Below are 23,653 nucleotides of genomic sequence, written 5' to 3'. Positions count from 1 at the left end.
CCGGACCTCAACCGGACCAACGGCCGCTACCCCGACAGCCAGGTGTACTGGAGCTACAACGGGCAGACCCACTCGATCGCGGAGCAGCCCTACTTCGACATGCCGGTCAACACCGCCGGCCGGATGTACTTCCACCTCGGATCGCCGACCAGCCAGTACAGCGACTTCATCGAGTTCACCGTCGGGCCGGACCAGTTCCACGGCAACACCACCCGGGTCGACGCGTTCGGCCTGAAGCTGGCGATGCGGTTGCGCGCCCACGACGGGCGGGACGTGGCCGTCGGCGAGACCGAGGCGACGTTCGCCGAGGACCGGTCGGTGACCTTCCAGCGGTTCTCGGACGCCATGCCGGCCGAGTTCAAGCACCTGGCCACCATCGAGGCGCCGTACCGCATCCCGTCGCCGGGCAACACCCCGCAGTTCCGGCCCGGCGGGCAGTACGCCAACTACCTCAGCGGCTACGCGTCCTCGGTGGGGCTGCCGGCCACCACCGCGGACATCTTCGGCTGCGCCGGGCCGCTCGCCGGCAACGCGGCCGGCTGCGCCGCGCTCAACCGCCACGTCGCGCACCTGCCGCCGGCCCAGTGGTCGGACCCGAGCCTGTTCTACCAGCAGGCGCCGGCCAACTGGTACGCGAAGTTCTGGCACGACCGCGCCATCGGCGGTCGCTCGTACGGCTTCCCGTACGACGACGTCGCCGACCAGTCCTCGTTCGTGTCGGTGGCCGACCCGGAGTGGCTGCTGGTCGCCGTGGGCTGGTGACACCGGCCGGTCCCGCGGTATCCCGGGGTCCGGCCGGTCAACGGCCGGCCGGACGCCCGGGCGGCCGGGTGTGGCCCGCCCGCACCCGGGTAACCGGCGGGCCGAGGGAGGGGGCGTCGTGACGGATGAGGCACCGGACTACTTCCGGCCCGAACACGGCCTGGTCGTCACCCACCTGCTGATCGTGCGGGACGTGGACCGCTCGCGGGAGTTCTACCGCGACGTGCTGGGCGCCACGGTGGTGCGGGACCGGCGTCCGGCCGTGCTCCGCCTGCACAACAGCTACCTCGTGCTCAACGACGAGGGCGGACCGACCGACGACAAGCCGACCGTGACGGCCCGGGCGCCGACCGACCCGGACACGCTCAGCGGGGCGCTCAACATCCGGGTCACCGACGTACGGGCCGTCTACGAGCTGTGGCGTTCCCGCGGTGGTGAGTTCCTGACGGAACCCAAGGACCACGGGATGGAGATCCGGTGTTACCTGCGCGACCCCGACGGCTACCTGATCGAGCTGGGTCAGGGCACCGGGATCCTGGCGGAGCTGGGCCGGCCCGTGCCGGGCTGAAACCCCCGGCACGGCGACGTGGTCAGACCCGGGTGAGCCGGACGGCGTCGGCGATGACCAGGCCGCCGGCCGAACTCCACCGGCTCACCGCCACCCGGTTGGCGTCCCCCGCCGGCAGGGCGAAGGTGCCGAGGGTACGCCACTGGCCGCCGGTCGCCCGCTGGTCCAGGTAGACGGTCCGGTTGCCGGTCGTGGTGGCGACGATGTACGGCGTCGCGCCGTTGTAGCCGGCGTTGGCCGGCCACCAGGCGTCGACCCGGTAGTTGGCGGAGGCGGGCACGTTGAACCGGTACCAGGCCGGGTCGCTGGCCGCGACCGGGTCCGCGTAGCGGTAGTCCGCACCGTAACGCTGCCCGGAGTAGGTCGAGACGCCCCAGCTGGCGCTGGCGGTGAAGCGGCCCGCGGTGGCGTTGTCGACGATCGAGGACCACGCCGTGCCACCGGCCATCTTCGCGGCGACGTCGGCGCGCATCACGTCCAGGTCGATGAAGGACGGGTCGATCTTCCCGGTGGTGCTGGTCTCCCGGTGCCCGCGGGCGTAGCTGGCGTCCCGGCCGAGCCGGGTGAGGACGGCCGCGGTCGCGGCGACGGAGGCGCTGTACTGGGCCGCCGTCATCTCCTGGCTGACCCCGTTGTAGTCGATCTCCCAGCCGATCAGCATGGTGTTGCCGTCACCGGCCGGGATCGGCCCGCTGCCGCCGCTCGTGCCGGCGTGGTTGCAGCGCCCGGCCGAGATCACGTGGAAGACGCCGTGGTAGTCGACGAGCGCCTGGCAGAGCGGGCCGGGCAGGTCGGAGCGGCCGTTGATGCAGATGTTGAGCGCCGGGTGCGGGTTGGTGGCACTGGAGGTGGCGGCGGTGTGGTGCCACAGCACCCCGATCGGGTCGAAGGAACCGGGCCGCATCCGGTTGAGCCAGTCGCCCTCCACGACCACCTGCACGCCGGCCGCCCGCAGCACGTCCACGAGCCAGGGGATGGTGGCCATCAGGACTCCCCGAGCAGGTCGGCCAGGCACTCGGCCTTCGGCGCGGCGACCGCCGGGCCGGGTCGGACGACGACGGTCAGCGCGGCGGCCACCAGGGCCGGGATGCCGAGCAGTCCTCGGCGCCGCAGGCGGACGGTTCGTGACGTGGGCATGGCACTCCTTCGACCGGTCGGGGAACGTTGGCGCGGACGCTATACCGTCACGAACGTCTATGTCGATACCCTTCAGCATCGATCGCCTCCATGAAGGAAATTGGCACTGCCGGCGGTGGGCCGTTTGGCCGACGGCGATCCCGGAAAGAGTGGCGGCATGAGCTGGGCCCGTAGAGCCGTACCCACCGCCGTCGCCGCCGTCGCGGCCCTCGCCGCACGCGACCTGCTCCAGCGCGACCACGCGCTGCTGCGCAACTTCCCCGTCCTCGGTCGCGCCCGGTACCTGCTGGAGTCGATCGGGCCCGAGCTGCGCCAGTACATCGTGGCCGGCAACAACGAGGAGCGGCCGTTCACCCGCGACCAGCGGCGCTGGGTGTACGCGTCGGCGAAGCAGGAGAACAACTACTTCGGGTTCGGCACGGACAACGACATCGAGTACACGCCGGGCTACCCGATCATCAAGCACCGCACCTTCGGGCGGGCGGTGCCGCCGTCCTCCCCCGGGGCCGGGCACGACGTCACCCTCCCCTGCGCGAAGGTGCTCGGCGCCGCCCGGGGACGGGCGCGCGCCTTCCGCCCGCAGTCGGTGGTCAACATCTCCGGCATGAGCTTCGGCTCGCTCTCCGGCAACGCCGTCGAGGCGCTCAACCGGGGCGCCGCCCTGGCCGGCTGCCTCCAGAACACCGGCGAGGGCGGGCTGTCGCCCTACCACCGCAACGGTGGTGACCTGGTCTTCCAGATCGGCACCGCGTACTTCGGCTGCCGCGACGAGCACGGCCGGTTCAGTCTCGACCGGCTCCGGGACCTGGTGGCGGGAGCACCGGTGAAGGCCCTGGAGATCAAGCTCAGCCAGGGCGCGAAACCGAGCCTGGGTGGTCTGCTACCGGCCCCGAAGGTCTCCGCCGAGATCGCCGCCACCCGCGGCATCCCCCAAGGACGCGACTGCGTCAGCCCGTCGCGGCACGCCGAGTTCTCCGACTGCGACAGCCTGCTGGACTGGGTGGAACTGCTCGCCGCCGAGACCGGTCTGCCCGTCGGCATCAAGTCCGCCGTCGGCGACCTGGGCTTCTGGGAGGACCTGGCCACGCTGATGCGCGACACCGGCCGCGGCGTGGACTTCGTGACCGTCGACGGCGGCGAGGGCGGCACCGGGGCCGCGCCGCTGATCTTCACCGACTCGGTGTCGCTGCCGTTCCAGCAGGGCTTCTCCCGGGTCTACCGGGTCTTCGCCGAACGGAACGTGCACGAGCAGGTGGTCTTCGTCGGCGCCGGCAAGCTCGGGCTGCCGGACAACGCGGTGGTGGCGTTCGCGCTCGGCGCCGACATGGTGAACGTCGGCCGGGAGGCGATGCTGGCGATCGGCTGCATCCAGGCGCAGAAGTGCCACACCGACACCTGCCCCACCGGCGTCGCGACCCAGAACCCGTGGCTGGCCCGCGGGCTCGACCCGGCCCGCAAGTCGGTGCGGGCCGCCAGCTACATCCGGACGCTGCGGCGCGACCTGGTCAAGGTCGCCGAGGCGTGCGGCGTCGAGCATCCCGGGCTCATCGACACCGGCGCCGTCGAGGTCCTCGACGGCCGCACCGCCTCCACCCCGCTGGACCAGGTGTACGGGTACCGCCCCGGCTGGGGGCTGCCGTCCGCCGCCGACCGGGCCGAGATCATCCGGCTGATGACCGCCGAGGCGCCGCAGGGCGGCAGCGCACCGCCCTCCCCGACCGCCGTGGGCTGAGCACTGTCCGTGGCTCACCGCGGCGGTTCCGCGCCCGCCTGCTCGCTCAGCATGTACGCGGCGTACCAGTCGGGCCAGTTCTCGTCCGTCGCGCCGATGCGCTTCTCGTGCTCGCCGTGGGCGGCGGCGGCGCGGCGGAGCGCGGCGGCTAGGTCGTTGCCGGAGGCGAACGAGGTCGTGGTGGCCTCCACCCGCCCGGGAAGCCGCCGGGTGATCTCCTGGAGCAGCCAGGTGTTGCCGTCCGGATCGCTGAACGTGGCGCGGGAGAAGTAGCTGCGACGCTCCGGGTCCATACCGTTGACCAGGCCGCCCGGGCCCGGGTGGTAGATCTCGCTCACCTCGACACCGGCGGCGAGCAGGGCGTTCCGGGCCGCCTCGATGTCGGCGACGATCAGGTACGCCTTGGCCGAACCGGGGGCGGCGGCGGTCAGGGTGGGACCGAACTGGACCGAGCACCCGGAGCCCGGCGGCGTGAGCTGGACGATGCCGGGTGGCGTCTGGTCGAGCCGCCACCCGAGGCGCCCGTAGAACTCCTTCGCGCGGTCGACATCCGCCACCGGGATCACGACCACCTCGAGCTTCAGGTCGACCATCCCACTCGCCGCCCCGCCCGCCTCGCCGCGCCGGACCTCGGTCGCGCTCATCGCGTGCGCCTGACTTCGTTGGCGGCCTCACGCGTCTCGTCCTGGACCTGGTGGGCGGCCGACCGGCCCTGGTCACGGACGGCGGACGCGCCCTGGGCGGCGCTGGACCGCACCGACTGGGCCGCCTGCTGCGCGGGTTCGCGCAGATTGTCCCGGAGCTCATGACCGACCTGACTCGCCTGCGCGCGCAGCCCGGCGGAGTGCTCGCCGACCATGCCGCGGGCCCGTCCGGCCACCTGCCGCTCCGGCCGGCTGGGCGGGATCAGCGAGGACACCAGCAGTCCCGCGCCGAAGGCGATCAGACCGGCCGCGAGCGGGTTGCCCTGCGCCTGCTCCCGGGACTGCTGCCCGAGCGACCGCGCCTGGTCCCGGGACTGCTGCCCGAGCGAACGCGCCTCGTCCCGGACCGAACCGGCGGTCCGCGACATCCGCTCGCCGGCGCCGTGCCCGTCCATCCCCACACCCATCACCTTCTCCCTGACCCGGGTCAGCGCGCCGCGCGCCTGCCCCACCCGCTCGCCCGCGATCCGACGGGGGTTGACCCGATCGGTGAGCGCATCCACATCGCTGCTCAGGTCGCTCCGGGTGTTCTCGATCTCTGCTCGGATCCGGTCCGGATCGTTGGACATGACGTGCTCCCTCCTGGCTTCGTCACCGGCCCCGCATGGCGTGCGGCATCTCCCGCGCGGTCTGCTTCGTCCGGGGCAGGACCTCGCGGAGCTGCCGCAGCTTCGTCCGGGCGTTGGCGAGCAGGACGGCGGCGACGACCGCCCAGAGCACCGCCACGATCAGTGCGGCCCAGCCCTCGTCCATCACGTTCGACAGTCCCCACCACACCGCGTACGACACGAACAGCACGGCCAGGAAACCGGCCAGCGCCGCCCCGCCGAACATCCCGCCGGCCTTGCCGGCCTGGCTCGCCTCCTCGCGCAGCTCCGCCTTGGCGAGCTCGACCTCCTTGCGGACCAGCGTGGAGAGATCCCGGGTGACGTCGCCCAGCAGCTCGCCGACCGAGGCCTGGGTCCGCTCCTTCTCCGGGGCGCTCACGGTGCCACCCCACCCGGGACGTCCGGCTCCGGCCGGCCGGCCGGCGACACGTTCCGCGCCCGGGCCGTCCCGGTGTACGGCTGCTCACCCGTGTACGGCGCCGCGACCGCCCGCCCGGCCGACGGCTCCGCCGGCTGCCCGCCCCGGGCCTGCTGGGCGCCACCGCCCGCACCGTCGGACGCGGTCACGTTCCGGGTCAGCCGGCCGACCAGCAGACCGGCCACCACCGCGCCGGCCAGGAACGTGCCCGGGTGCTGCCGGGCGTAGCCCCGCACCTCGTCCAGCACGTCACCGGGCTCCCGCTGGTCGAGCCAGCCGGCCGCCCGCTGCGCGGCGTCCGCCGCCCGACGGACCGCCTCGCCGGCCATCCCGGACTCCCCGCTCCGCTCCGCCATCGAGCCGAGCTCGCGGCCGAGGTCCCGCAGCCCGTCGGCGGCCCGCTGCTGCTGCGTCCGGGCCTGGTCCCGCAGTTGCGCGGTGGCCTCCCCGGTCAGGTTCCGGGCCTGCCCCCACGCCTCGGCGGCCACCTGCCCGCCCTGCTCGGTGGCGGCGTGCGCGACCCGGCCACCCGTCTGCGCGGCGTGCTGGCCGACCCGGGACGCCTCCTGCCGGGCCTGCTCGCCGGTGCCGCCGGGCGGCCGACCCTGGTTGATTGCCGTCATGTTCCGCTCCCCCCTCCGCTCCCGGCCGGCGACGCGGCCAGGAAGCTGTCCCCGTCTACCCGCCCGGCCCCCCGTAATTCACCGCCGGCCGGACCAGGTGCCACGGAGACGCTGACCAGCCCTTCGCTGCTGCCCGGACGGGCCGGAAGGATGCCTTGATCCGCCGCGGAACGGGTAGGCGGCATACCCGGGTACGGGCGCGTCGACGTCCGGCACCGGTCACTGCCGCGGGAGATCGATGTCGGACACGCCGGTGAGGCGGGACGAACGGCCCGGTGAGGTCGTGGAGTTGCGGGTGCACGGCGTCTCGGGCGCCGGCGCCGAGCAGGTGCTGGACCGGCCGAACGTGCAGCAGGTGGCCGGTGACCGCAGCGGCGGCTTCTACCGGCCGCGGGCCGGCTACCCGGACACCAGGGGCGCGGGCGGGGTGCTCCTGGAGGCGTACCGGTGGCGGGACCTTCCGTCGGGCACCGCGGTCCGCACGCTCTCCCTGGTGTTCCTGCTGCCGTTCATGCTCTGCAACATGGCCATCTGGATGCACCCGCCGGCGCACGGACCGGCGGGCGTGACCGTCAAGGCCCTCTGCCGGCTGCTCGCGCTGACCCTCACCGCGGTGTACGTGATCGCGGTGGCCGGGGTGACGCTGGACCTGATCGCCTGGAAGTGCATGGCCTCGTCGCGGTGCCTGACCGGCCGGAGCTGGCTGTCCTGGCTCGGCGAACGGCCGGTGGGACTGCGGCTGGCGCTGCTCGCCCTGGTCCCGGTCGCGGCGGTGGCGCTGGTCTGGCGGCTGAGCAGCCGGCCGGGATGGACCAGCCCGACGACGTTTCCCGGCCGGGCCGCGGTGTCCGGCGCGCACCAGCTCACGGCGGTCGGCCAGTGGGACGCCGCCCCGCTGGTCCCCCGGCTGCGGGCGATCCACCTCGCCGCGGCCTTCGCCACGCTGGACGCCGTGCTGCTCGCGGCGCGCTCCGCCGGGGGCCGGGCGTCCGCCGCGACGGCCACGCTGCTCGTGCTGACCACCGTGGTGCTGACCGCCTGCGTGGTGCTGGTCTGCGCGCATCCGCTGCTCGACCGCACCACGCCGGCCCCGGGCGTCGACCGGAACCTCCGTCGCCTGCGGACGGCGGCGTGCCTGCTGACCGTCGCGGTGCTGGTCGTCGTGGTGGCCGAACCCGGGCCCTGGGCCGCCGGCACGGCTCTGCCCGGGTACGCGGAAACCGTCGCCGTCCTGTTCGCGACGCAGACCCTTCTCCTGGCCGTCCTCGGCGCGGCGGTGCTGTGGGCGCGTCCGAGGCTCCCGGGCGGGCCGCCCCTGCGCGCGCTCGGCGCCCCGGTGATCGACGCCGTCGCCGCCGGGCTGGCGGTGGCGTTCTCCGCCGAACTGGTCTACCGGGTGGCGGACGTGCTGGACCGCAGCGCCCCCACCGCGGCACGGCTGGCCAGCAGCCCGCCGCTGGCGTACAAGTGGGCGATCTTCGGCTTCTTCCTGGCGGTGACGGTCGCCTCGGTGGCCGGTGCCGTCGTCGCGCTGGCGTCCCGGCCCGCCCGCCGGCGCGCGGCGGCGGACATCCTGGCCCGCGACCACCCCGACGCGCCCGTCGAGGCCGCCGACCGGCTGCGGCACATCGAGAAGGTGATCGCGCGGGGCCGCTTCACCGAGCGGCTGACCTCGCTGACCCTCACCTACGCCGGGCTGGCCGGGCTGGGCCTGGCCACCAGTGCCCTGGGGCTGCTGCGGTGGTACCCCGGGGACGTGATCGACCGCTGGACGCCGATCCCGGCCGACCTGGTGAACTTCGGGATCGGCCTGGGCAGCTACGTGATCGCCGCGGTGATCCTGGGGCTGATCCTGGGCGGCCTGTTCGCCTACCGGACCGCCGAGTTCCGCCGCTACGTCGGCGTGCTGTGGGACCTCGGCACCTTCTGGCCGCGAGCCGCCCACCCGTTCGCGCCCCCGTGTTACGCGGAGCGGGCGGTGCCCGAACTCAGCCGCCGGATCAGCTACCTGGCCGGGCAGGGGCACGGGGTGCTGCTCGCCGGGCACAGTCACGGCTCGGTCCTGCTCGCCGCGACGGTGCTGCAACTGCCGCCGTGGGTCTGCGCGCGGGTGGCGCTGCTGACGTACGGGTCGCCGCTGTCCCGGCTGTACGCCCGGTGGTTCCCCGCCTACATCCACGGCGACGTGCTGGACGAGGTCGGGCGGCGGGTCGGCTGGCGGTGGATCAACCTGTGGCGGGACACCGACTCCATCGGCGGGTGGATCTTCTCGCCGCACCGGCCGGGAGAGCCACCGGCAGCCGCCGGGCCGGCGGGGACGGTGGACCGGCGGCTACGGGACCCCGCGAACGTCGTCGCGCCGCCCAGCGACACCGTCCCGGCACCGATCGTCGGGCACTGGCCGGGCGAGTCGGATCCGCGGTTCGGCGACGCCGTCCGCGAACTGGTCGATCGGCTGCGGGACGCCGGCCCCGCCCCGCCGACCCGCCGGGCACCCTGAACGGCGGCTGCGCAAAGCTCCCGCATCGGGTCGGCCACCCTCCTAGGCTGGGAGGAGGGCGCGGGACGTCCGCCGTCCTGCCCGGGGGGAGGAGGGCGGGCGTGACCTCGATCCGACGGCGTGGAACGCCGGCCGATCCGCTGCCCGGCCGCGAGCCGTCCACGCGCGTGCCCAGCGGCGCGTGCCGTGACCTTCCGCCCGAGCTGGGGCCCGACGCGATCGGTGTGCTCGAGGGTCGCACCTTCATGTTCTCCGACCCGGCGGGCAACGTGCCCAAGGGCTCCATCGGCGGCCTGGTGCACGACGACACGCGCTTCCTCGACCAGTGGGAGCTCACCCTCAGCGACACCGCGCCGCTGGTGCTCTCCTCCGGCACCGTGGACGCGTACTCGGCGGCGTTCTTCCTCGCCAACGCGGGCCTGCCCGACCTGCCGGCCAACCGCGTCGGGATCCGGCGGCAGCGGGCGGTCGGCAACGGCCTGTACGAGCGGATCGAGCTGCGGTACTTCGGGGTCGAGCCGGTGTCGCTGCGGCTGCGGCTGACGGCGGGCACCGACTTCGCGGACCTCTTCGAGATCAAGGAGTCCGGCCGGGACCGGGGCCCGGACATCGTCCGGACCCACACGCGGGACGGGTCGGCCCTGGCGTTCAGCTATCGCAACGGTCACTACGCGGCGTCGGTGCGGGTCGAGGCGGACCCGCCGGCCGATCTCGTCGAGGACGACAGCCTGGTGTGGGAGGTGCGCCTGCGGCGCGGCCAGCGCTGGCGGTGCGAGCTGCAGGTGCACCTCCGGTGCGGCGAGGAGGACTACCAGCCGGTCCGGCGCGGGTTCGGCGAGACCTTCGACCACGGACCGGAGGATCCCTCCACCCGCTGGGCGGCCGGGAAGCCGCACCTGCACGCCGACATGGAGATGATCGGCAACGTCTACCGCAAGTCGGCGCTGGATCTGGTCTCGATGCGGATCGAGAAGACCATCCGCGGTGAGCCGGTGGTGCTCACCGCCGCCGGCCTGCCCTGGTTCCTCACCGTGTTCGGCCGCGACACCCTGCTCACGGCCTACCAGACGATGGTGTGCGGCCCGGACGTCGCGCGGGGCGCCCTCATCGTGCTGGCCGCGCACCAGGCGACGAGCTTCGACGACTTCACCGACCAGGAGCCCGGCAAGATCCTCCACGAGTACCGCACCGGGGAGCTGACCCAGCTCGGGCTCAAGCCGTACCGGCCCTACTACGGCGGCGCCGACACCACCGCGCTGTGGCTGATCCTGCTGTCCGAGTACTGGCGGTGGAGCCGCGACGACGACCTGGTGTGCCGGCTGCGCGCCAACGCCGACGCCGCCCTCGGGTGGATCGACCGCCACGGCGACCTCGACGGCGACGGCTACGTCGAGTACGCCACCCGCTCCGCCCAGGGACTCGGCAACCAGTGCTGGCGGGACTCCCCCGACGGGGTGCAGCATGCCGACGGGACCCTGCCGGTGCTGCCGATCGCCACCTGCGAGACGCAGGGCTACACCTACGACGCGAAGCTGCGGACGGCCGAGCTCGCCGAGGGCCCGTGGCGGGACCCGGACCTGGCCCGCCGGCTGCGTGCCGAGGCCGCCCGGCTCCGCGAGCAGTTCAACCGGGACTACTGGATCACCGACCGGGGCGGCTACTACGCCGTGGGCCTCGACGGCGACAAGCGGCGGATCGACTCGATGACCTCGAACATGGGCCACCTCCTGTGGAGCGGGATCGTCCCGGAGGACCGGGCCGGACGCGTCGCCGCCCACCTCATGTCCGCGGAGATGTTCTCCGGCTGGGGCGTACGCACGCTCTCCACGGCGGACGCCGGCTACAACCCGATCGGCTACCACACCGGCACGGTCTGGCCGCACGACAACTCGATCATCGCGGCCGGGCTGGCCCGCTACGGTCACCGGGAGGAGGCGAACCGGATCGCCCGGGCCATGCTGGAGGCCGCGGCCCACTCCGACTACCGCCTGCCCGAGGCGTTCTCCGGCTACGACCGGTCCTTCGGCCCCCGGCCGGTCCCCTACCCGACCGCCTGCAACCCCCAGGCCTGGGCCAGTGGGGCCCCGCTGCTGCTCCTGCGCACGATGCTGGGTCTGCGCCCGGAGGGCGAGCGGCTGGTCGCCGACCCGCACCTCCCCGACGACGTCGGGCGGATCCGGCTGCACCGCGTCCTGGCCGGCGGCCGGCGGTGGGACGTCGAGGCCGTCGGGTCGCACGCCACCATCACCCCGACCGACGGCTCATGATTCCTGCGGGTCGGGCGCGGGCGCGGTCGTCGCGGCCGCCAGCAGTCGCTCCGCCAGCACGCGACAGCGCCGCCCCAGCTCCGGCGGGTCGAGCACCTCGAAGTCGTGCCCGAGCAGGAGCACGTGCATGAGCACGAAGTCGAGGCTGCCGGCGCCGCTGAGCACCTCGCAGCGCCCGCCGTCCCGTGGTCGCACCACGGCCGCCGCCGCCGGAATCTGCGCCCGCACCGTGTCGGCCGACGCGTGCACGAGGAAGCGCGCCTGGTGCGGGTAGGCCCGGCTCGACACGCCCTCCTGCACGTACGGCGCGGCGTCGGGCGCCGGGCGCGGCCGGAACCGCCAGGTCCGTGCGGACACCCGGGTCATCCGGTCGACCCGGAAGCTGCGCCAGTCGTCGCGGTCGAGGTCGTAGGCCAGGAGGTACCAGCGCCGGTCGGAGGCGACCAGGCGGTAGGGCTCGACCCGGCGCCGCCGGACCTCGCGCCCGGACGGGTAGTCGAAACCGGCCTCGACCTCGTCGCGGCAGGCCCTGGCCAGCGTCATGAGCACCTCGGGGTCGACCGGTGGGCGGCCCCCGCCGAAGGACTCCACCGACCCGGCGAGCGCACGCACGTCCTGGCGCAACCGGGTGGGCAGCACCCGGTCGAGCTTGGTCAGCGCCCGGAGTGCGGCGTCGCCGGCCCCGACGACCGCGCCACCCGCGCCGGCGAGCAGCGACACCGCGGTGGCGATCGCCTCCTCGTCGTCGAGCAGCAGCGGCGGCAGCCGCTGCCCCGGGCCGAGCTGGTAGCCGCCGCCGACACCCTGGCTGGCATGCACCGGGTAGCCGAGCGCGCGCAGCCGCTCGACGTCCCGCCGGACCGTCCGCGGCGTGACCGCGAGGCGGTCGGCCAGCTCGGGGCCGGTCCAGACCTGGCGCTGCTGAAGCAGCCCGAGCAGGGTGAGCACCCGCTCCGTCGTACCCCGCTCGGCGCCGCCTGCCACATCCATGGCGCCCACCCTGCCAGAGATAGCGGACCGATCCTGTCCGCCAGGGGTGCCAGAGTGGGCGGCATGGACGAACTCGACTGGAACCGGGCGCTGCGCGAGCAGTGGGAGTTCCACTGGAACCACCAGCTCCGAGCCCGGCTCGACGGCCTCACCGACGACGAGTACTTCTGGTCTCCGGTGCCGGACGCCTGGAGCGTGCGGGCGCGCGGCAGCTCGACGGCGCCCGTGCCGGTCGGCGCCGGGGACTTCGCGATCGACTACGCCTTCCCCGAGCCGGTCCCCGCGGCCTTCACCACGATCGCCTGGCGGCTCGGTCACGTCATCGTCGGCGTGCTCGCCGCCCGCAACGCGGCGCACTTCGGGGCGCCGGCGGCGTCCTACGAGACCTGGGCGTACGCCGGCAGCGCGGCCGCCGCCCTCGACCAGCTCGACACCCAGCTCGACGCCTGGCTGGCCGGGGTACGCGGCCTCGGTGCGGCGGGGCTCCGGGTGCCGGTCGGCGCGAAGGAGCCCTACCCCGAGGCGCCCATGGCCGACCTGGTGCTGCACGTCCACCGCGAGCTGATCCACCACCTGTCCGAGGTCTGCCTGCTGCGCGACCTCTACCTGCACACGCACACCGCGACGAACGGAGCAACCCGATGAGCCGGCACTTCCAGGTCACCTTCGACGCCCACGACCCGCGGGCGCTGTCCTCGTTCTGGCGCGACGTGCTGGGCTACGTCCACCCCGGCCCGCCCGGAGTCGACCTGCCCGAGGGCGCCGACCCGCTGGCCGCGTGGGACGACTTCCTCGCGCGGATCGGCGTACCCGAGGAGCAGCGCAACACGAGGTCGGCCGTCGAGGACCCGGACGGGCACGGCCCGCGGCTGTTCTTCCAGCAGGTGCCGGAGGACAAGGTCGCCAAGAACCGGGTCCACCTCGACGTCCGGGTGGCTCCCGAACTTCAGGGCGACGAGCGGATGGCGGCGCTGGAGGCCGAGTGCGACCGGCTCGTCGCGCTGGGCGCGACGCGGGTGCGCCGCCACGAGCCCGAGCCCCCGCTGGGCACCGGCCACATCGTGCTGACCGACCCCGAGGGCAACGAGTTCTGCCTGGACTGACGCGGCTCAGCCGGCCCGGCCGTCGGCCGGGTCGGCGAGGTTGCCGTAGGTCGGGGTGCCGGCGGCCTCGTACGCCAGCTGGAGCGTGCCGCCGGCATGGGTGACCGACTCGGTGAGCCGGAAGGCCGCGGGCACGGTGCCCTGCGCGAACAGCCGCTTGCCGGTGCCGAGCGTCAGTGGGTAGAGCCACAGGTTCAGCCGGTCCACGAGGCCGAGGCGCAACAGCGACTGCACCAGGTCGAGGCTGCCGATCACGTGGAGCTCCTCGTGGCGGTCCTTGAGCCCGGCGACGCCCTCGGCGAGGTCGCCGCCGACGAGCGTCGAGCCCGCCCAGCCCAGCGGCTCGCGCAGCGTGCGGCTGGCCACGTACTTCGGCACCCGGTTGAGCAGGCCGGTGAAGGGGATCTCCGCGGGCGCCGTCGGCCAGTAGCCGGCGAAGATCTCGTAGGTCCGGCGGCCCAGCAGCAGCGCCTCCATGCTGCTGGCCTGCTCGAACATGGCGTAGCCGGACTCGTGGTCCAGCAGCGGCGCCTGCCACCCGCCATGGGGAAAGCCGCCGTTGCGGTCCTCGTCGGGCGCTCCCGGCGCCTGTGCCACACCGTCCAGCGTCACGAACTCCGTCACGACGAGCATGCCCATGGCGCTCCTCTCCCCTCACTCCGCCATCCGTCCCTGGGCAGACTGCGTCACCGGCCGGAAGTCATCGGTCCGTCCCGGGAAGCCGACCGGACCGCTACGCGGCGGACTGCGGGGTGGCCATCGTCGTGCCGGCCCGCAGGTGCGCCAGCGCCCCGCTCCACGCCGCCAACTGGTCGAGCATCGTGTTCACCGCGCCCGCCTGGTGGTCGCCGGGCTTGAAGACGCTGAAGTTCTCGAAGTCGGTGAAGAGCGAGAGCGCGACCTGGGCCCGTACGTCCGCCATCTGCAGCTCGGCGACAACCAGGCGGAGGTGCTCCACCGCCCGGGTGCCGCCGACGCTGCCGTAGCTGACGAACCCCGCCGCCTTGTTGTTCCACTCCGAGTAGAGGAAGTCGATGGCGTTCTTCAAGGCCCCGGAGGTCGAGTGGTTGTACTCCGGGGTGACGAAGACGTAGCCGTCGAACGAGGCGATCTTCTCGGCCCACCGCAGGGTGTGCGGCTGGGTGTACTGCCCGAGCGACGGGGGCGTCATCTCGTCGAGGTGCGGCAGGTTGAAGTCCTTGATGTCGACGAGTTCGTACTCGGCGTCGCCGCGCTTGGCGGCGATCTCGTGGACCCAACGGGCCACGGTCTCCCCGTTACGCCCGGGACGCGTGCTCCCGATGATGATGCCGATCCTGGTCATTGCCGTCCCTTCCGTCCGTCGCCCGGCGACACCGGGCGCGGCCGGCGTCTACCCGGTCGGCGTGATTTCGAACGGCACCCGCAACGGGCTCAGTGCCAGTCGCTGATCTGCACGTCCCGCGGCGAGGGCGCGCCCTCGCCGGTCTCCACCAGCGACTTCATGCTCAACAGGTACGAGGCCCACTTGGTGCTGCAGTGGTGCATGAACTCCACCGGCTCCCGCCAGCCCTGGTGCTTGAACAGCACGATCGTGTGGTCGCCGGCCTGGTGGAGGTCCCAGTCGACCGTGGTCCCGATCCACTCCTCCGGGCCGTCGACCACCCGCCACGCCACCCGCTCGGACGGCCGCAGCTCCACGACCTCCATGTCGAAGCCACCGGGCAGGAAGCGGAACTGGAGGACGCCGCCGATCTCGCCGCTGCCCTTCGTGTCCTCGGTCCACCAGCCGGCGAGACCCTCCACGGTCGTGAGCGCCTCGTACACCTTCTCCGGGGTCGGGGTCTTGACCCCGACCCGGTGCAGAATGTCCACCATCTCGACTCTCCTTGATCTCGTTCGTCAGTCCGATCGGGTGCGCTGGATCGCCTCGGCGATCCGCTTGATCCGCCGGAGCCGGGCATCCCACGCCGATCCGACGGACTCCAGTTGGGCCGCCGCGCGGGCGAGCTGGGCGTCGTCCACCCGGTAGCGCTTCTCACGGCCCGCCGGCGTCGCCCGGACCAGGCCGGCCCGGTCGAGGACGCCGAGGTGCTTGGCCACCGCCTGGCGGGTGACCGGCATCTGCTGGCTCAGGCTGGTCGCGGTGCCGTCGCCCTCGACGAGCAGCAGGTCGAGCATCCGGCGGCGGGTCGGGTCCCCGATCGCGGACCAGAGGTCGTCGTCGACCTGGTCGGCCACCGGAGTGCTCATGCCCGCACCGCCAGCGTGGCGGCGTACGGCACCAGCCGCGGCAGGTAGTACTCCCAGCCCGAGACGTGGTCCCGGTACTGCTGCTCCAGGACGGCGATCTCCCAGCCCATCTCCCGGAACCCGGTCTCGGTCATCCGGAGCAGCGTCCCGGCGCCGGACGGGGTCAGGTCGAAGGTGACCAGCAGCGAGTTGCCCTCCGCCGCGACCTCGCCGGCCGGGTGCGTCCACCGGAACGAGAACGTCCGGGGCGGCCGCGCGTCGACGACGGTGAACGGCACCACCGTTCCGTCGGCGGCGCGGTCACCGAAGACGATCTCTCCCGTCGACCCGGGTGTCGGGTCGTACCGGGCGTCGTCCGGCCACCACTCCTTCAGGTGGTCGGGGCTGCTCACCACCTCGAAGACGATCTCGGGCGAGGCCTCGACGTAGATCTCCCGCTCGATGGTCCCGAACTCCATGACACCCTCCTGCAACCTTTGGTTGCATGTCACGGTACCCGGGAGGCCCGACTCGCGCAACCATCAGTTGCGCATTGGCGGGCCGGCCCAGCGGCGGGTCGGCGGGGCCATCGGGGTGAGGCCGAGGCCGGCGAGCGCGGCCGCGCCGCGGGCGGCGTGGTCGCCACCGGCGAGCACCAGGGTGCGTGCCGCCTGGTAGCGACAACCGCTGGCGTCGAACTCCGCCGCCGTGGCCAGCAGTCGCTCCCGGTCGTCGTCGAGCAGTGCCGCGGCCCGCTCGACGATGGCGGCGGCGACGGGGTTGCCGGCCACGACGGTCCGGGCCTCGGCCAGGCGCTCGCCGGCGTCGGGGCTCCCGGCGAGCACGGTCGCCTCGGCTCGCAGCGCCACGTACCAGTGGAGCCAGATCCAGGTGACCCACTTCCACACGTCGGCCGGGTCGGGCGCCAGCCGCGCCAGCGCCTCCCCGGCCTCCCCGTGGTGCAGCAGGAGCATCGCGTCGAAGACCGCGCCGTAGCCGTAGACGTGCTCCGGCGGGGTGCCGAGCTGTTTCAGCACCGCGTTCCACTCGCGCCGGGCGTCGTGGTCGTCGCGCAGGCCGTGGATCATCGCCACCCCGGCCACCGCCGGGCCGAGCACCGACCGGGTTGGGCTGCCGGCCCGCTGCCACGCTTCGAGGAACCGGGCGCTGCCGGTGAGCACCTCGTCCACGTCGCCCGCCAGCGCGTCGGCAACCAGCAGCCAGCTCGTCGCCCGATGGCCGACCTCGGCCAGCAACGGATGGTCCGCGAGTTGCCGGGCCCACCGGCGGGCGCCCGGCAGGTCCCCCGCGCCGAGGCCGGCCTCGGTGGCCATCCCGAGCGCGTCGAGCAGCTCGTGGGTGCTGGCCGGAGTGCCCGGCGTGGACGACAGCAGCGCGATCCGGCGGCGCGCCGTGGCCGCGGCGGCGAACGCGTCACCGGCCCAGCTCCGGGCACCGGTGAGCGCGTCGAGCGCGGCGGACTCGGCGAGCGGGTCGCCCGTGCGGTGCGCGAGTTCCACCGCCCGTTCGGCGCGCGCGATCGTCTCCGGAACGGCGTTGTCGGCCGGACCCTGTGCGGCGCCGAACGCGTCGGTGAGCACGGCCGCCTCGGCCAGCGCCAGTGCGGCCCGAGCGGCCCGGTCGTCCCCGGCCAGGTCCCGCGCCTCGTCGACGAGCGCGACCGCCTCCTCCTGCGACGGGAGGCGCGCGAACTTGCTCCAGAACCGGTACGCGTTGGTGGCGGCGGTCGCCAGGTCGCGGGCGGCGCCGGCGGTGTCCCCGGCCCGGCGGGCGGCTTCCCCGGCGGCGCGGTGGAAGCGGTACATGTCGTCGCCACGCATCCGGCAGCCGGCCACGGCCGCGGCCTGCCGGAGCATCGACGCGGTGGCGGCCGGGTCGTCCGCGAGCGCGGCGGCCTGCTCGTAGCGCAGCTGGGACTCGCCGATCAGGTTCCGGGTGAAGGTCAGCTCCGCCAGGTGCCGGGCGAGGCGGTAGGCGTCCGCGCGCTGCTCCGGCACGTCGGCCGCCCACGCCAGGGCGGCGCGGAGGTCGCCCGCCACCCGGTCGAACCGGGCCCGCCAGTCCGCCCGCACCACCGCCAGGTCGGCGGCCTCGGCCAGGCACCAGCGCAGGTGCCGGGATCGCGCGTCGACCAGCTCACCGGCCCCGGTGAGCTGCTCCGTCCCGTACTGGCGGATGGTCTCCAGCGCCCGGTACTCGGTCCCGCCGAGGGACTCGGTCACCACCAGCAGGCTCTGCTCGGCCAGCCGGGCCAGCCCGTCCGCGACGACGCCGGCGGCGGACCCGGCCACCTCCGCCGCCGCCTCGACGCTGAAGGGCGCCACGAACACCGACACCCGGCGCAGCAGCGCCCGGTCGGCCGGCTCCAGCAGCGCGTGGCTCCAGTCCAGGGCCGCCCGCACCGAACGGTGCCGGTCGTCGGCGCGGGAGCCACCGGCGAGCATCCGGAGCTGGTCGGACAGGCCGGCGGTGAGGCCGTCCAACCCGAGCGTGGGCCACCGGGCGGCGGCCAGCTCGATCGCCAGCGCCACTCCGTCCAGCCGCGCGCAGACCGCCGCGATGTGGTCGCGCAGCGCGGGGTCCGGCAGCCGGCCCACGGCCGCCGCCCGCTCCAGGAACAGCGCGACCGCGTCCGACTCGCCGGCGCCGGCCAACGACAGCGGCGGGACCGGATACACCCGTTCGAACGGCACCATCAACCGGGCCCGGCTGGTCGCCAGCACCGTCACCCGCGGGCACGCGGCGAGCAGCCGCTCGAGGAACGGGGCCACGCCCTCCCGGACCTGCTCGCAGTTGTCGAGCACCAGCAGGGCGTGCCGGTCGGCCAGCGCGGCGACCACCGACTCGTCCAGGGCGGAGCCCGGCTGTTCGCCGAGGCCGAGCGCGCCCGCGACCGCGGCCGCGACCACGGACGCGCCCGGGTCGGTGACCGGGACCAGGTCGACGAACCAGACGCCGTCGGCGTAGTCGCCGGCGGCGTCCGCGGCCACCGTCAACGCGAGCCGGGTCTTGCCGACCCCGCCGGGGCCGACCGCGGTCACCTGCCGGTGCGCCTTGAGCATCCCGGTCAGCTCGGCCCGCTCCCCCGCCCGGCCGACGAACGAGGTCAGCGGCGCCGGCAGGACCGGCGCCGGGCGGGACCGGTCGGCGCGAGCCAGCTCGGACGCGCGCCGGGCGAGCGCCCGCCGGTCCGGCACCGACAGCTTGCGCAGCAGCGACGAGACGTGGCTCTCCACGGTGCGCACCGAGATGAACAGCCGCGCCGCGATCTCGGCGTTGCTGAGATGCTCCCCCACCAACGCCAGCACGTCGGCTTCCCGAGCCGAGATCTCCACCGTCGCCGTCACGGCCCCATTCTCGCCCACCCCCGTGCCGCGGATCCGAGGTGGTTTCCGTGGTCGGCACGGATGCCGGCCCGGGCACCGCCGGGCGAGGCTCAGGCACCGGAGGATCGGTCACAGGAAACGGAGCAGGAGATGAACCTGGGGTCTGGTGCGCGGTCATGGGCCGGCTCGGTCGGCCGGCTGCTGAGACAGCCGGTGCTCCGCCGGATCCTGCCCGGAATGCTGGTCTCCGCCCTCGGCGACGGCATGAGCATGGTCGCGGTCGCGTGGCTCGCGGTCCAGATCGCGCCGCCGGGTCAGGCCGGGGTCTGGACCGGACTGGCGGTGGCGGCCTACGCGCTGCCCGCGCCGATCGGCGCGGCCGTGCTCGCCCGGCTGGTGCGGAGGCTGCGCGCGTCGCACCTGGTGGCGGCGGACGCCTCGGTGCGCGCGGTGGCGCTGGGCGCGGTCGCGATCCTGGCGGTGACGGGACTGCTACACCCGGTGGTGTACGTGGCGTTGCTGGCGGTCTCCTCGCTCCTGCACGCCTGGGGAAGCGCCGGGGCGTACACCCTCGTCGCGGAGGTGCTGCCGGAAGAGGACCGGCTCACCGGCAACGCGCTGCTCTCCACGTTCGCCCAGGCGGCGTTCGTGGTCGGCCCCGCCCTGGCCGGCGGGCTGACGGCGCTGGTCGGTCCCGGATGGGTGATCGGGGTGGACGCGGTGAGCTTCGCGGTCCTGGCCGTCACCGGCTGGACGGTCGCCACCCGGCCGGCCGCCGCCGTCGAGGCGGCGCCGGCCGCGCCGGAGACCGGCGGCTGGCGCACCATCCTCGACCGGCCACGCCTGCTCGGGCTGATCGTGGTCACCTGCGCGTTCTTCTTCCTCTACGGCCCGGTCGAGGTGGCCCTGCCGGTCCACGTCGCCCACGGGTTGCACGGCTCGCCCGGCCTGCTGGGTCTGTACTGGACGGGGTTCGGCGTCGGGGCGACGGTCGGCGCTCTCGGAGCGGCGCTGCTGCGCAACCGGCCGCCCTGGCCCGTGGTGGTGGGCATCATCGTCGGCTGGGGCGCCGCCCTGCTCCCCCTGGGGCTCACCGATGCCGTCGCGCCCGGGTTGGTCGGCCTCGCCCTCGGCGGTCTGATCTACGGCCCGTTCACCGCCATCTCCACGGCGCTGTTCCAGCACAGCACCCCGCCGCAGGCGTTGAGCCGGGTGCTCGCCGCCCGCACCGCGCTGACCACTCCCGCCACCGCGCTGGGCACTCTGCTGGGCGGCCCGGTGGTGGCCGCGGTCGGTGCCCGGCACACCCTGCTGATCTCCGCCGTGCTCACGATCGCGTTGGGCGCCGCCGTCGCGGCCGTCCTCCGGCTGGCCCCGCGCGGCCGTGCCGGGCACCGCCGAACGCCTTCTCCCGCTGGGGCCGGAAGCACCTCTACGATGCGAGCGTGATTCGCGTTGTCCCGGCCCGGAGGCCGTTCTCGCTGCTCGCCGCCGCGGTCGTCCTGTTGCTGCTCGGCGCGGGCCTGGCCTGGGTCGTCGACGACGCGCTCGGGTTGAGTCACACCCCCGCCGCGGTGCCGCGCGAGGACGTCGCCGCCGCGCCGCGGCGGGTCGCCGCGCAGGCGCCGCCGCTGGCCTCGGTGGTCGTGCCGGACGAGCCGCGCACCCGCAAGGCCGGGGCCGCCGTCGCCGACGCGCTCGCCGCGCGCGGCCTGCCCCGACCGGTCGTCACCCCGGCCGCGTCGGCCCCGGCCGCGTCGGCCCCGGCCGCGACCGGCACCCCGGTACGCCGGCCGGCACCGGATCTGTCGGCGGTGACCGCGCTACGGGCGACGGTGCTCGCCCCGCCGGCCGGGACGCCGGAGTCGTACCGGGTCACCGTCCACGGGACCGAGTTGACCGTCGAGGGTGCCGACGTCTCGGGCGCCGCGGCCGGGCTGTACCGGCTCGCCGACCGGATCCGCTCCGGCACCGAGGCACTGCCCGCCGCCGAGGCGGGCCGGCTGGTCACGCCCCGGCTCGGCCTGCGGCTGACCGACGCCGGTTCGGTCGGCCGCGAGCCGGACCCGGCCGCGTTCGCCGCCGGGGACGACTACAACCTGAACAGCGACGTGGTCGGGCCGGCGCTGCTGCCCCGGGCGCCGTGGGTGGACGCCGACGCCGTGGCCCGCGTCGGCGCGCAGTTCCGGCAGTTCGTCGACCACTCGGTGGCGCAGGGCTACAACGCCGTCGTCGTGCCCGGCTTCCTCGAGTACGTCACGTTCGCGAAGGTCGGCGACGGGCACGCCGTGTATCCGCCCGGCGACCCGCACGTCGACCGCGCGAAGGCCATGGTTGCGGCGTTCGGCCCGGTCTTCGCGTACGCCGACGAGATGGGCGTGAAGGTCTTCCTGCTCACCGACATGCTGGCGGTGTCGCCGCCGCTGGAGGCGTACCTCACGAGGACCGTCGGCGGGCTCGACGTGGCCGACCCGCGGCTCTGGGCGGTCTACCGGGCCGGGCTGGCCGAGCTGTTCGAGAGCCTGCCCTTCGTCGACGGCCTGATGGTCCGCGTCGGCGAGGGCGGCGAGGTGTACGCCGGGGAGGGCTGGGACTACTCGTCGAAGCTCGCGGTCACCACGGAGGCGTCCGTGCGCGCGATGCTGCGGGCGCTGCTGGACACCGCGGGCCAGGCCGGCAAGGAGGTCATCTTCCGCACCTGGACCGTCGGCGTCGGCGCCGTCGGCGACCTGCACACCAACCCGGAGTCCTACGCGCGGGTGCTGGGCGGGTTCGACGACCCGCACCTGATCGTGTCCACCAAGTACACCCTCGGCGACTTCTACAGCCACCTGCCGCTGAACACCACCCTGCTGGCCGGCGAGCACCGCCGCATCGTGGAGTTCCAGGCCCGGCGCGAGTTCGAGGCGTTCGGCTCGCTGCCCAACGACCTCGGCCCGCTGCACCGCCAGGCGCTGCGCGCGTTCCTGGCCGCCAACCCGAAGGTCGAGGGCGTCTGGAACTGGACCCAGGACGGCGGCCCGCTGCGCGCCGGGCCCATGTCGCTCTACCTGCGCGCCGGGTTCTGGCAGCTCTACGACCTCAACACGTACGCCGTCGCGCGGCTGGCCTGGGACCCGGACGCCGACCCGGCGCAGGTCACGGCGGACTGGGCGTACCGCACGTTCTCCGCCGACCCGGCCACGGTCGCCGCCATCGGGCAGGCCATGGCGCTGTCCCGGGCGGCGGTCACCACGGGCCTCTACATCGGGCCGTACGCCGACAACTCGGTGCGGGCGCTCGGGCTGGAGCCGCCGCCGATGATGTGGATCTTCGAGTGGGACATCCCGACGGGCGACTCGGCCGTGCTCGACAGCATCTACGCGGTGACCGGCGATCGCGTCGACGCGGCGATCGACGAGGGCCGGCAGGCCGTCACGCTGGCCCGGCGCATGCGCGACCTGGTCGCCGCCACCGACCCGGCGACCTGGCGCGACGCCGGGCTGCGCGAGCGCTTCACCAGCACGCTCGACTACCAGGTGAACCTGTTCGAGACGCTGGCCGCCTACCGGACCATGGTGCTGCGGCACGCGCAGTGGCTCGACACCGGCGCCTCCGCCGCCCACGACGGCTGGCGGGCGGCCGAGGCCGCGTACCGGGACGCGCGGGACGCGCACCGGCAGCGCTACGGCGCCGACCTGGACCTGCCCGCGTACAACTTCACCGCCGCCGACCTCGGCGCGCAGCGCGCGAACCGGGATCCGGCCATGGCCTGGGCGGCCCGGGCGCTGCTCGCGCTGATCCTGGTGGTGGTGCTGCTCGGCCTGCGCGGGCGGGGTTTCGGCGGCGCGGCCGCGCGCGGGCTGCTGCTGGGAGCGGTCCGGCCGTGGCGGGTCGCTGCGCTGCCCGCCCCCGGAACCCGCGCGGACCGGATCCTGGTGTGGCTGGTCCCGGCCGTGGTCCTGGTGGCGAGCCGGCTCGTCTTCACCTGGTTCGCCGCCCCCGCGCACCTGCTGGTCACCCTCGGCGGGTGGGCGCTGTTCGCCCTCGTCGTACGCCTCGTCGTCGGCCGGCGGGACCCGTTCCACCTGTGGGCCGTGGTCGGCGGCGTCGCGCTGCTGCGCAGCGTGCTGCTCCTGGCGGCGCTGGCCGGGCGCGGGCCGGGGAGGTACTGGTTCGCCTTCTGGACCGCGCCGACCCTGCGCGCCGTCTACCTCACCGTCGCGTTCGCCGCGTTCGGCTGGCTCTTCGTGGCCACCGCCCTCGTCCTCCGCGACCGGTACGGCCTGCGGCGACGCCGCGCCGTCGGGCTGACCCTGACCGCCGCGGGTGTGCCGCTCGGCGTGCTGGCCGGTCTGGTCGGGGTGGTCGGCCTGGAGCGCGCGCTGACGGTGTGGAACGACCAGCTGGCCCTGCTGCCCTGGGGCCTGTCGCGGATCCTCGGCATCACCGTCCACCTGGGCATTCCCGCCGGTCTCCCGGTGTACGCCGCCGTCGCCGGAGCCGCCCTGGCCGCCGTCGGGCTGCTGCTGTCGATCGGCCGCCGGGGAACCGAGGCTCTGGACAACTACAGTTAACAAACCTAATAATTGTGCATCCGTCGATACGTCCGGCGGCCCACCCCGTCCCGGGAGGACCGGATGCACCGCACCGCCCGTACCCCGTTCCTGGCCGCCCTCGCGGCCCTCGCCCTGGCCGCCACCG

At 74.4% G+C, this 23,653-nt stretch carries 22 protein-coding genes; 9 read left to right on the top strand and 13 right to left on the bottom strand.

Going from position 1 to position 23,653, the window contains the following annotated elements:
* Both ACW0Q9_RS15355 and ACW0Q9_RS15350 read left to right on the top strand, forming a co-directional pair.
* Window positions 1-762: glycoside hydrolase family 64 protein (locus ACW0Q9_RS15355; RefSeq protein ID WP_456181805.1), on the top strand; the 762-nt coding region annotated here is incomplete at its 5' end.
* 118 nt (window positions 763-880) lie between these two features.
* Window positions 881-1,330, top strand: coding sequence for a VOC family protein (locus tag ACW0Q9_RS15350; protein ID WP_456181803.1), 450 nt, complete (start codon window positions 881-883; stop codon window positions 1,328-1,330).
* Window positions 1,331-1,352: 22 nt separating this feature from the next.
* Here ACW0Q9_RS15350 and ACW0Q9_RS15345 read toward each other — a convergent pair whose 3' ends face one another.
* The gene (locus ACW0Q9_RS15345) at window positions 1,353-2,315 is read right to left on the bottom strand and encodes a golvesin C-terminal-like domain-containing protein (RefSeq protein WP_456181801.1); all 963 of its coding nucleotides are present in this window, start codon (window positions 2,313-2,315) and stop codon (window positions 1,353-1,355) included.
* Entirely contained in the window at window positions 2,315-2,467 is a 153-nt protein-coding gene (locus ACW0Q9_RS15340; protein ID WP_456181799.1) for a hypothetical protein, read from the bottom strand. Before ACW0Q9_RS15340 ends, ACW0Q9_RS15345 begins: the two co-directional genes overlap by 1 nt.
* Before the next feature lie 157 nt (window positions 2,468-2,624).
* Between ACW0Q9_RS15340 and ACW0Q9_RS15335 the strand changes: the two genes are divergently transcribed.
* On the top strand, window positions 2,625-4,199 hold the full coding sequence (locus ACW0Q9_RS15335) for an FMN-binding glutamate synthase family protein (protein WP_456181797.1): 1,575 nt from the start codon (window positions 2,625-2,627) through the stop codon (window positions 4,197-4,199).
* A 14-nt stretch (window positions 4,200-4,213) separates the two neighbouring features.
* Here the strand turns inward: ACW0Q9_RS15335 and ACW0Q9_RS15330 are convergent, their stop codons facing one another.
* From ACW0Q9_RS15330 to ACW0Q9_RS15315, 4 genes are read right to left on the bottom strand one after another with little or no spacing between them, the layout of a single operon-like run.
* On the bottom strand, window positions 4,214-4,843 hold the full coding sequence (locus ACW0Q9_RS15330; RefSeq protein WP_456181795.1) for a VOC family protein: 630 nt from the start codon (window positions 4,841-4,843) through the stop codon (window positions 4,214-4,216).
* Window positions 4,840-5,472, bottom strand: coding sequence for a DUF3618 domain-containing protein (locus ACW0Q9_RS15325; RefSeq protein ID WP_456181793.1), 633 nt, complete (start codon window positions 5,470-5,472; stop codon window positions 4,840-4,842). Before ACW0Q9_RS15325 ends, ACW0Q9_RS15330 begins: the two co-directional genes overlap by 4 nt.
* A 22-nt stretch (window positions 5,473-5,494) precedes the next feature.
* Window positions 5,495-5,890 (bottom strand): phage holin family protein, encoded by a 396-nt coding sequence (locus ACW0Q9_RS15320; protein WP_456181791.1) that lies wholly within the window; start codon window positions 5,888-5,890, stop codon window positions 5,495-5,497.
* Entirely contained in the window at window positions 5,887-6,552 is a 666-nt protein-coding gene (locus ACW0Q9_RS15315) for a hypothetical protein (RefSeq protein ID WP_456181789.1), read from the bottom strand. The genes ACW0Q9_RS15320 and ACW0Q9_RS15315 overlap by 4 nt, the downstream gene beginning before the upstream one ends.
* A gap of 283 nt (window positions 6,553-6,835) precedes the next feature.
* Here ACW0Q9_RS15315 and ACW0Q9_RS15310 point away from each other — a divergent pair, with 283 nt between their 5' ends.
* Both ACW0Q9_RS15310 and ACW0Q9_RS15305 read left to right on the top strand, forming a co-directional pair.
* Window positions 6,836-9,052, top strand: a complete 2,217-nt coding sequence (locus tag ACW0Q9_RS15310) for a hypothetical protein (RefSeq protein WP_456181787.1) — start codon at window positions 6,836-6,838, stop codon at window positions 9,050-9,052.
* Window positions 9,053-9,153: 101 nt separating this feature from the next.
* On the top strand, window positions 9,154-11,319 hold the full coding sequence (locus ACW0Q9_RS15305) for an amylo-alpha-1,6-glucosidase (protein ID WP_456181786.1): 2,166 nt from the start codon (window positions 9,154-9,156) through the stop codon (window positions 11,317-11,319).
* Here the strand turns inward: ACW0Q9_RS15305 and ACW0Q9_RS15300 are convergent.
* Window positions 11,314-12,309 (bottom strand): helix-turn-helix transcriptional regulator, encoded by a 996-nt coding sequence (locus tag ACW0Q9_RS15300; protein ID WP_456181784.1) that lies wholly within the window; start codon window positions 12,307-12,309, stop codon window positions 11,314-11,316. The two genes, ACW0Q9_RS15305 and ACW0Q9_RS15300, sit on opposite strands and share 6 nt — an antisense overlap.
* 63 nt (window positions 12,310-12,372) lie before the next feature.
* Here ACW0Q9_RS15300 and ACW0Q9_RS15295 point away from each other — a divergent pair, with 63 nt between their 5' ends.
* Together ACW0Q9_RS15295 and ACW0Q9_RS15290 are read left to right on the top strand one after the other, a co-directional pair.
* Entirely contained in the window at window positions 12,373-12,954 is a 582-nt protein-coding gene (locus ACW0Q9_RS15295) for a DinB family protein (protein ID WP_456181782.1), read from the top strand.
* Window positions 12,951-13,412, top strand: a complete 462-nt coding sequence (locus ACW0Q9_RS15290; protein ID WP_456181780.1) for a VOC family protein — start codon at window positions 12,951-12,953, stop codon at window positions 13,410-13,412. The genes ACW0Q9_RS15295 and ACW0Q9_RS15290 overlap by 4 nt, the downstream gene beginning before the upstream one ends.
* 6 nt (window positions 13,413-13,418) lie before the next feature.
* Here ACW0Q9_RS15290 and ACW0Q9_RS15285 read toward each other — a convergent pair whose 3' ends face one another.
* The 6 genes from ACW0Q9_RS15285 to ACW0Q9_RS15260 form a co-directional block, all read right to left on the bottom strand.
* Window positions 13,419-14,045 carry a dihydrofolate reductase family protein gene (locus ACW0Q9_RS15285; RefSeq protein WP_456181778.1) on the bottom strand — a complete coding sequence of 209 codons (627 nt, stop codon included), beginning with the start codon at window positions 14,043-14,045 and terminating at the stop codon, window positions 13,419-13,421.
* A gap of 100 nt (window positions 14,046-14,145) precedes the next feature.
* The gene (locus ACW0Q9_RS15280) at window positions 14,146-14,736 is read right to left on the bottom strand and encodes an NADPH-dependent FMN reductase (protein ID WP_456181776.1); all 591 of its coding nucleotides are present in this window, start codon (window positions 14,734-14,736) and stop codon (window positions 14,146-14,148) included.
* An 89-nt stretch (window positions 14,737-14,825) separates the two neighbouring features.
* Window positions 14,826-15,269: an SRPBCC family protein gene (locus tag ACW0Q9_RS15275; RefSeq protein ID WP_456181774.1), complete on the bottom strand. Its 444-nt coding sequence runs from the start codon at window positions 15,267-15,269 to the stop codon at window positions 14,826-14,828.
* A 24-nt stretch (window positions 15,270-15,293) separates the two neighbouring features.
* Window positions 15,294-15,644: an ArsR/SmtB family transcription factor gene (locus tag ACW0Q9_RS15270; protein WP_456181772.1), complete on the bottom strand. Its 351-nt coding sequence runs from the start codon at window positions 15,642-15,644 to the stop codon at window positions 15,294-15,296.
* Window positions 15,641-16,102 (bottom strand): SRPBCC family protein, encoded by a 462-nt coding sequence (locus tag ACW0Q9_RS15265; RefSeq protein ID WP_456181770.1) that lies wholly within the window; start codon window positions 16,100-16,102, stop codon window positions 15,641-15,643. Before ACW0Q9_RS15265 ends, ACW0Q9_RS15270 begins: the two co-directional genes overlap by 4 nt.
* A 63-nt stretch (window positions 16,103-16,165) precedes the next feature.
* The gene (locus tag ACW0Q9_RS15260; RefSeq protein ID WP_456181768.1) at window positions 16,166-18,991 is read right to left on the bottom strand and encodes an ATP-binding protein; all 2,826 of its coding nucleotides are present in this window, start codon (window positions 18,989-18,991) and stop codon (window positions 16,166-16,168) included.
* A 129-nt stretch (window positions 18,992-19,120) separates the two neighbouring features.
* Here ACW0Q9_RS15260 and ACW0Q9_RS15255 point away from each other — a divergent pair, with 129 nt between their 5' ends.
* Both ACW0Q9_RS15255 and ACW0Q9_RS15250 read left to right on the top strand, forming a co-directional pair.
* Entirely contained in the window at window positions 19,121-20,419 is a 1,299-nt protein-coding gene (locus ACW0Q9_RS15255; RefSeq protein ID WP_456181766.1) for an MFS transporter, read from the top strand.
* The gene (locus ACW0Q9_RS15250) at window positions 20,416-23,526 is read left to right on the top strand and encodes a hypothetical protein (protein WP_456181764.1); all 3,111 of its coding nucleotides are present in this window, start codon (window positions 20,416-20,418) and stop codon (window positions 23,524-23,526) included. The genes ACW0Q9_RS15255 and ACW0Q9_RS15250 overlap by 4 nt, the downstream gene beginning before the upstream one ends.
* The last annotated feature ends 127 nt before the right edge of the window (window positions 23,527-23,653 follow it).

The organism is Micromonospora sp. I033, from assembly GCF_053890995.1.
This window is presented reverse-complemented; position numbering and strand designations above follow the sequence as displayed.

Coding starts and splice junctions, on each gene's coding strand:
- ACW0Q9_RS15345 (WP_456181801.1), bottom strand. CDS start 2,315: ATGGCCACCATCCCCTGGCTCGTGGACGTGCTGCGGGCGGCCGGCGTG.
- ACW0Q9_RS15340 (WP_456181799.1), bottom strand. CDS start 2,467: ATGCCCACGTCACGAACCGTCCGCCTGCGGCGCCGAGGACTGCTCGGC.
- ACW0Q9_RS15335 (WP_456181797.1), top strand. CDS start 2,625: ATGAGCTGGGCCCGTAGAGCCGTACCCACCGCCGTCGCCGCCGTCGCG.
- ACW0Q9_RS15330 (WP_456181795.1), bottom strand. CDS start 4,843: ATGAGCGCGACCGAGGTCCGGCGCGGCGAGGCGGGCGGGGCGGCGAGT.
- ACW0Q9_RS15325 (WP_456181793.1), bottom strand. CDS start 5,472: ATGTCCAACGATCCGGACCGGATCCGAGCAGAGATCGAGAACACCCGG.
- ACW0Q9_RS15315 (WP_456181789.1), bottom strand. CDS start 6,552: ATGACGGCAATCAACCAGGGTCGGCCGCCCGGCGGCACCGGCGAGCAG.
- ACW0Q9_RS15300 (WP_456181784.1), bottom strand. CDS start 12,309: ATGGATGTGGCAGGCGGCGCCGAGCGGGGTACGACGGAGCGGGTGCTC.
- ACW0Q9_RS15295 (WP_456181782.1), top strand. CDS start 12,373: ATGGACGAACTCGACTGGAACCGGGCGCTGCGCGAGCAGTGGGAGTTC.
- ACW0Q9_RS15290 (WP_456181780.1), top strand. CDS start 12,951: ATGAGCCGGCACTTCCAGGTCACCTTCGACGCCCACGACCCGCGGGCG.
- ACW0Q9_RS15285 (WP_456181778.1), bottom strand. CDS start 14,045: ATGCTCGTCGTGACGGAGTTCGTGACGCTGGACGGTGTGGCACAGGCG.
- ACW0Q9_RS15280 (WP_456181776.1), bottom strand. CDS start 14,736: ATGACCAGGATCGGCATCATCATCGGGAGCACGCGTCCCGGGCGTAAC.
- ACW0Q9_RS15275 (WP_456181774.1), bottom strand. CDS start 15,269: ATGGTGGACATTCTGCACCGGGTCGGGGTCAAGACCCCGACCCCGGAG.
- ACW0Q9_RS15270 (WP_456181772.1), bottom strand. CDS start 15,644: ATGAGCACTCCGGTGGCCGACCAGGTCGACGACGACCTCTGGTCCGCG.
- ACW0Q9_RS15265 (WP_456181770.1), bottom strand. CDS start 16,102: ATGGAGTTCGGGACCATCGAGCGGGAGATCTACGTCGAGGCCTCGCCC.
- ACW0Q9_RS15255 (WP_456181766.1), top strand. CDS start 19,121: ATGAACCTGGGGTCTGGTGCGCGGTCATGGGCCGGCTCGGTCGGCCGG.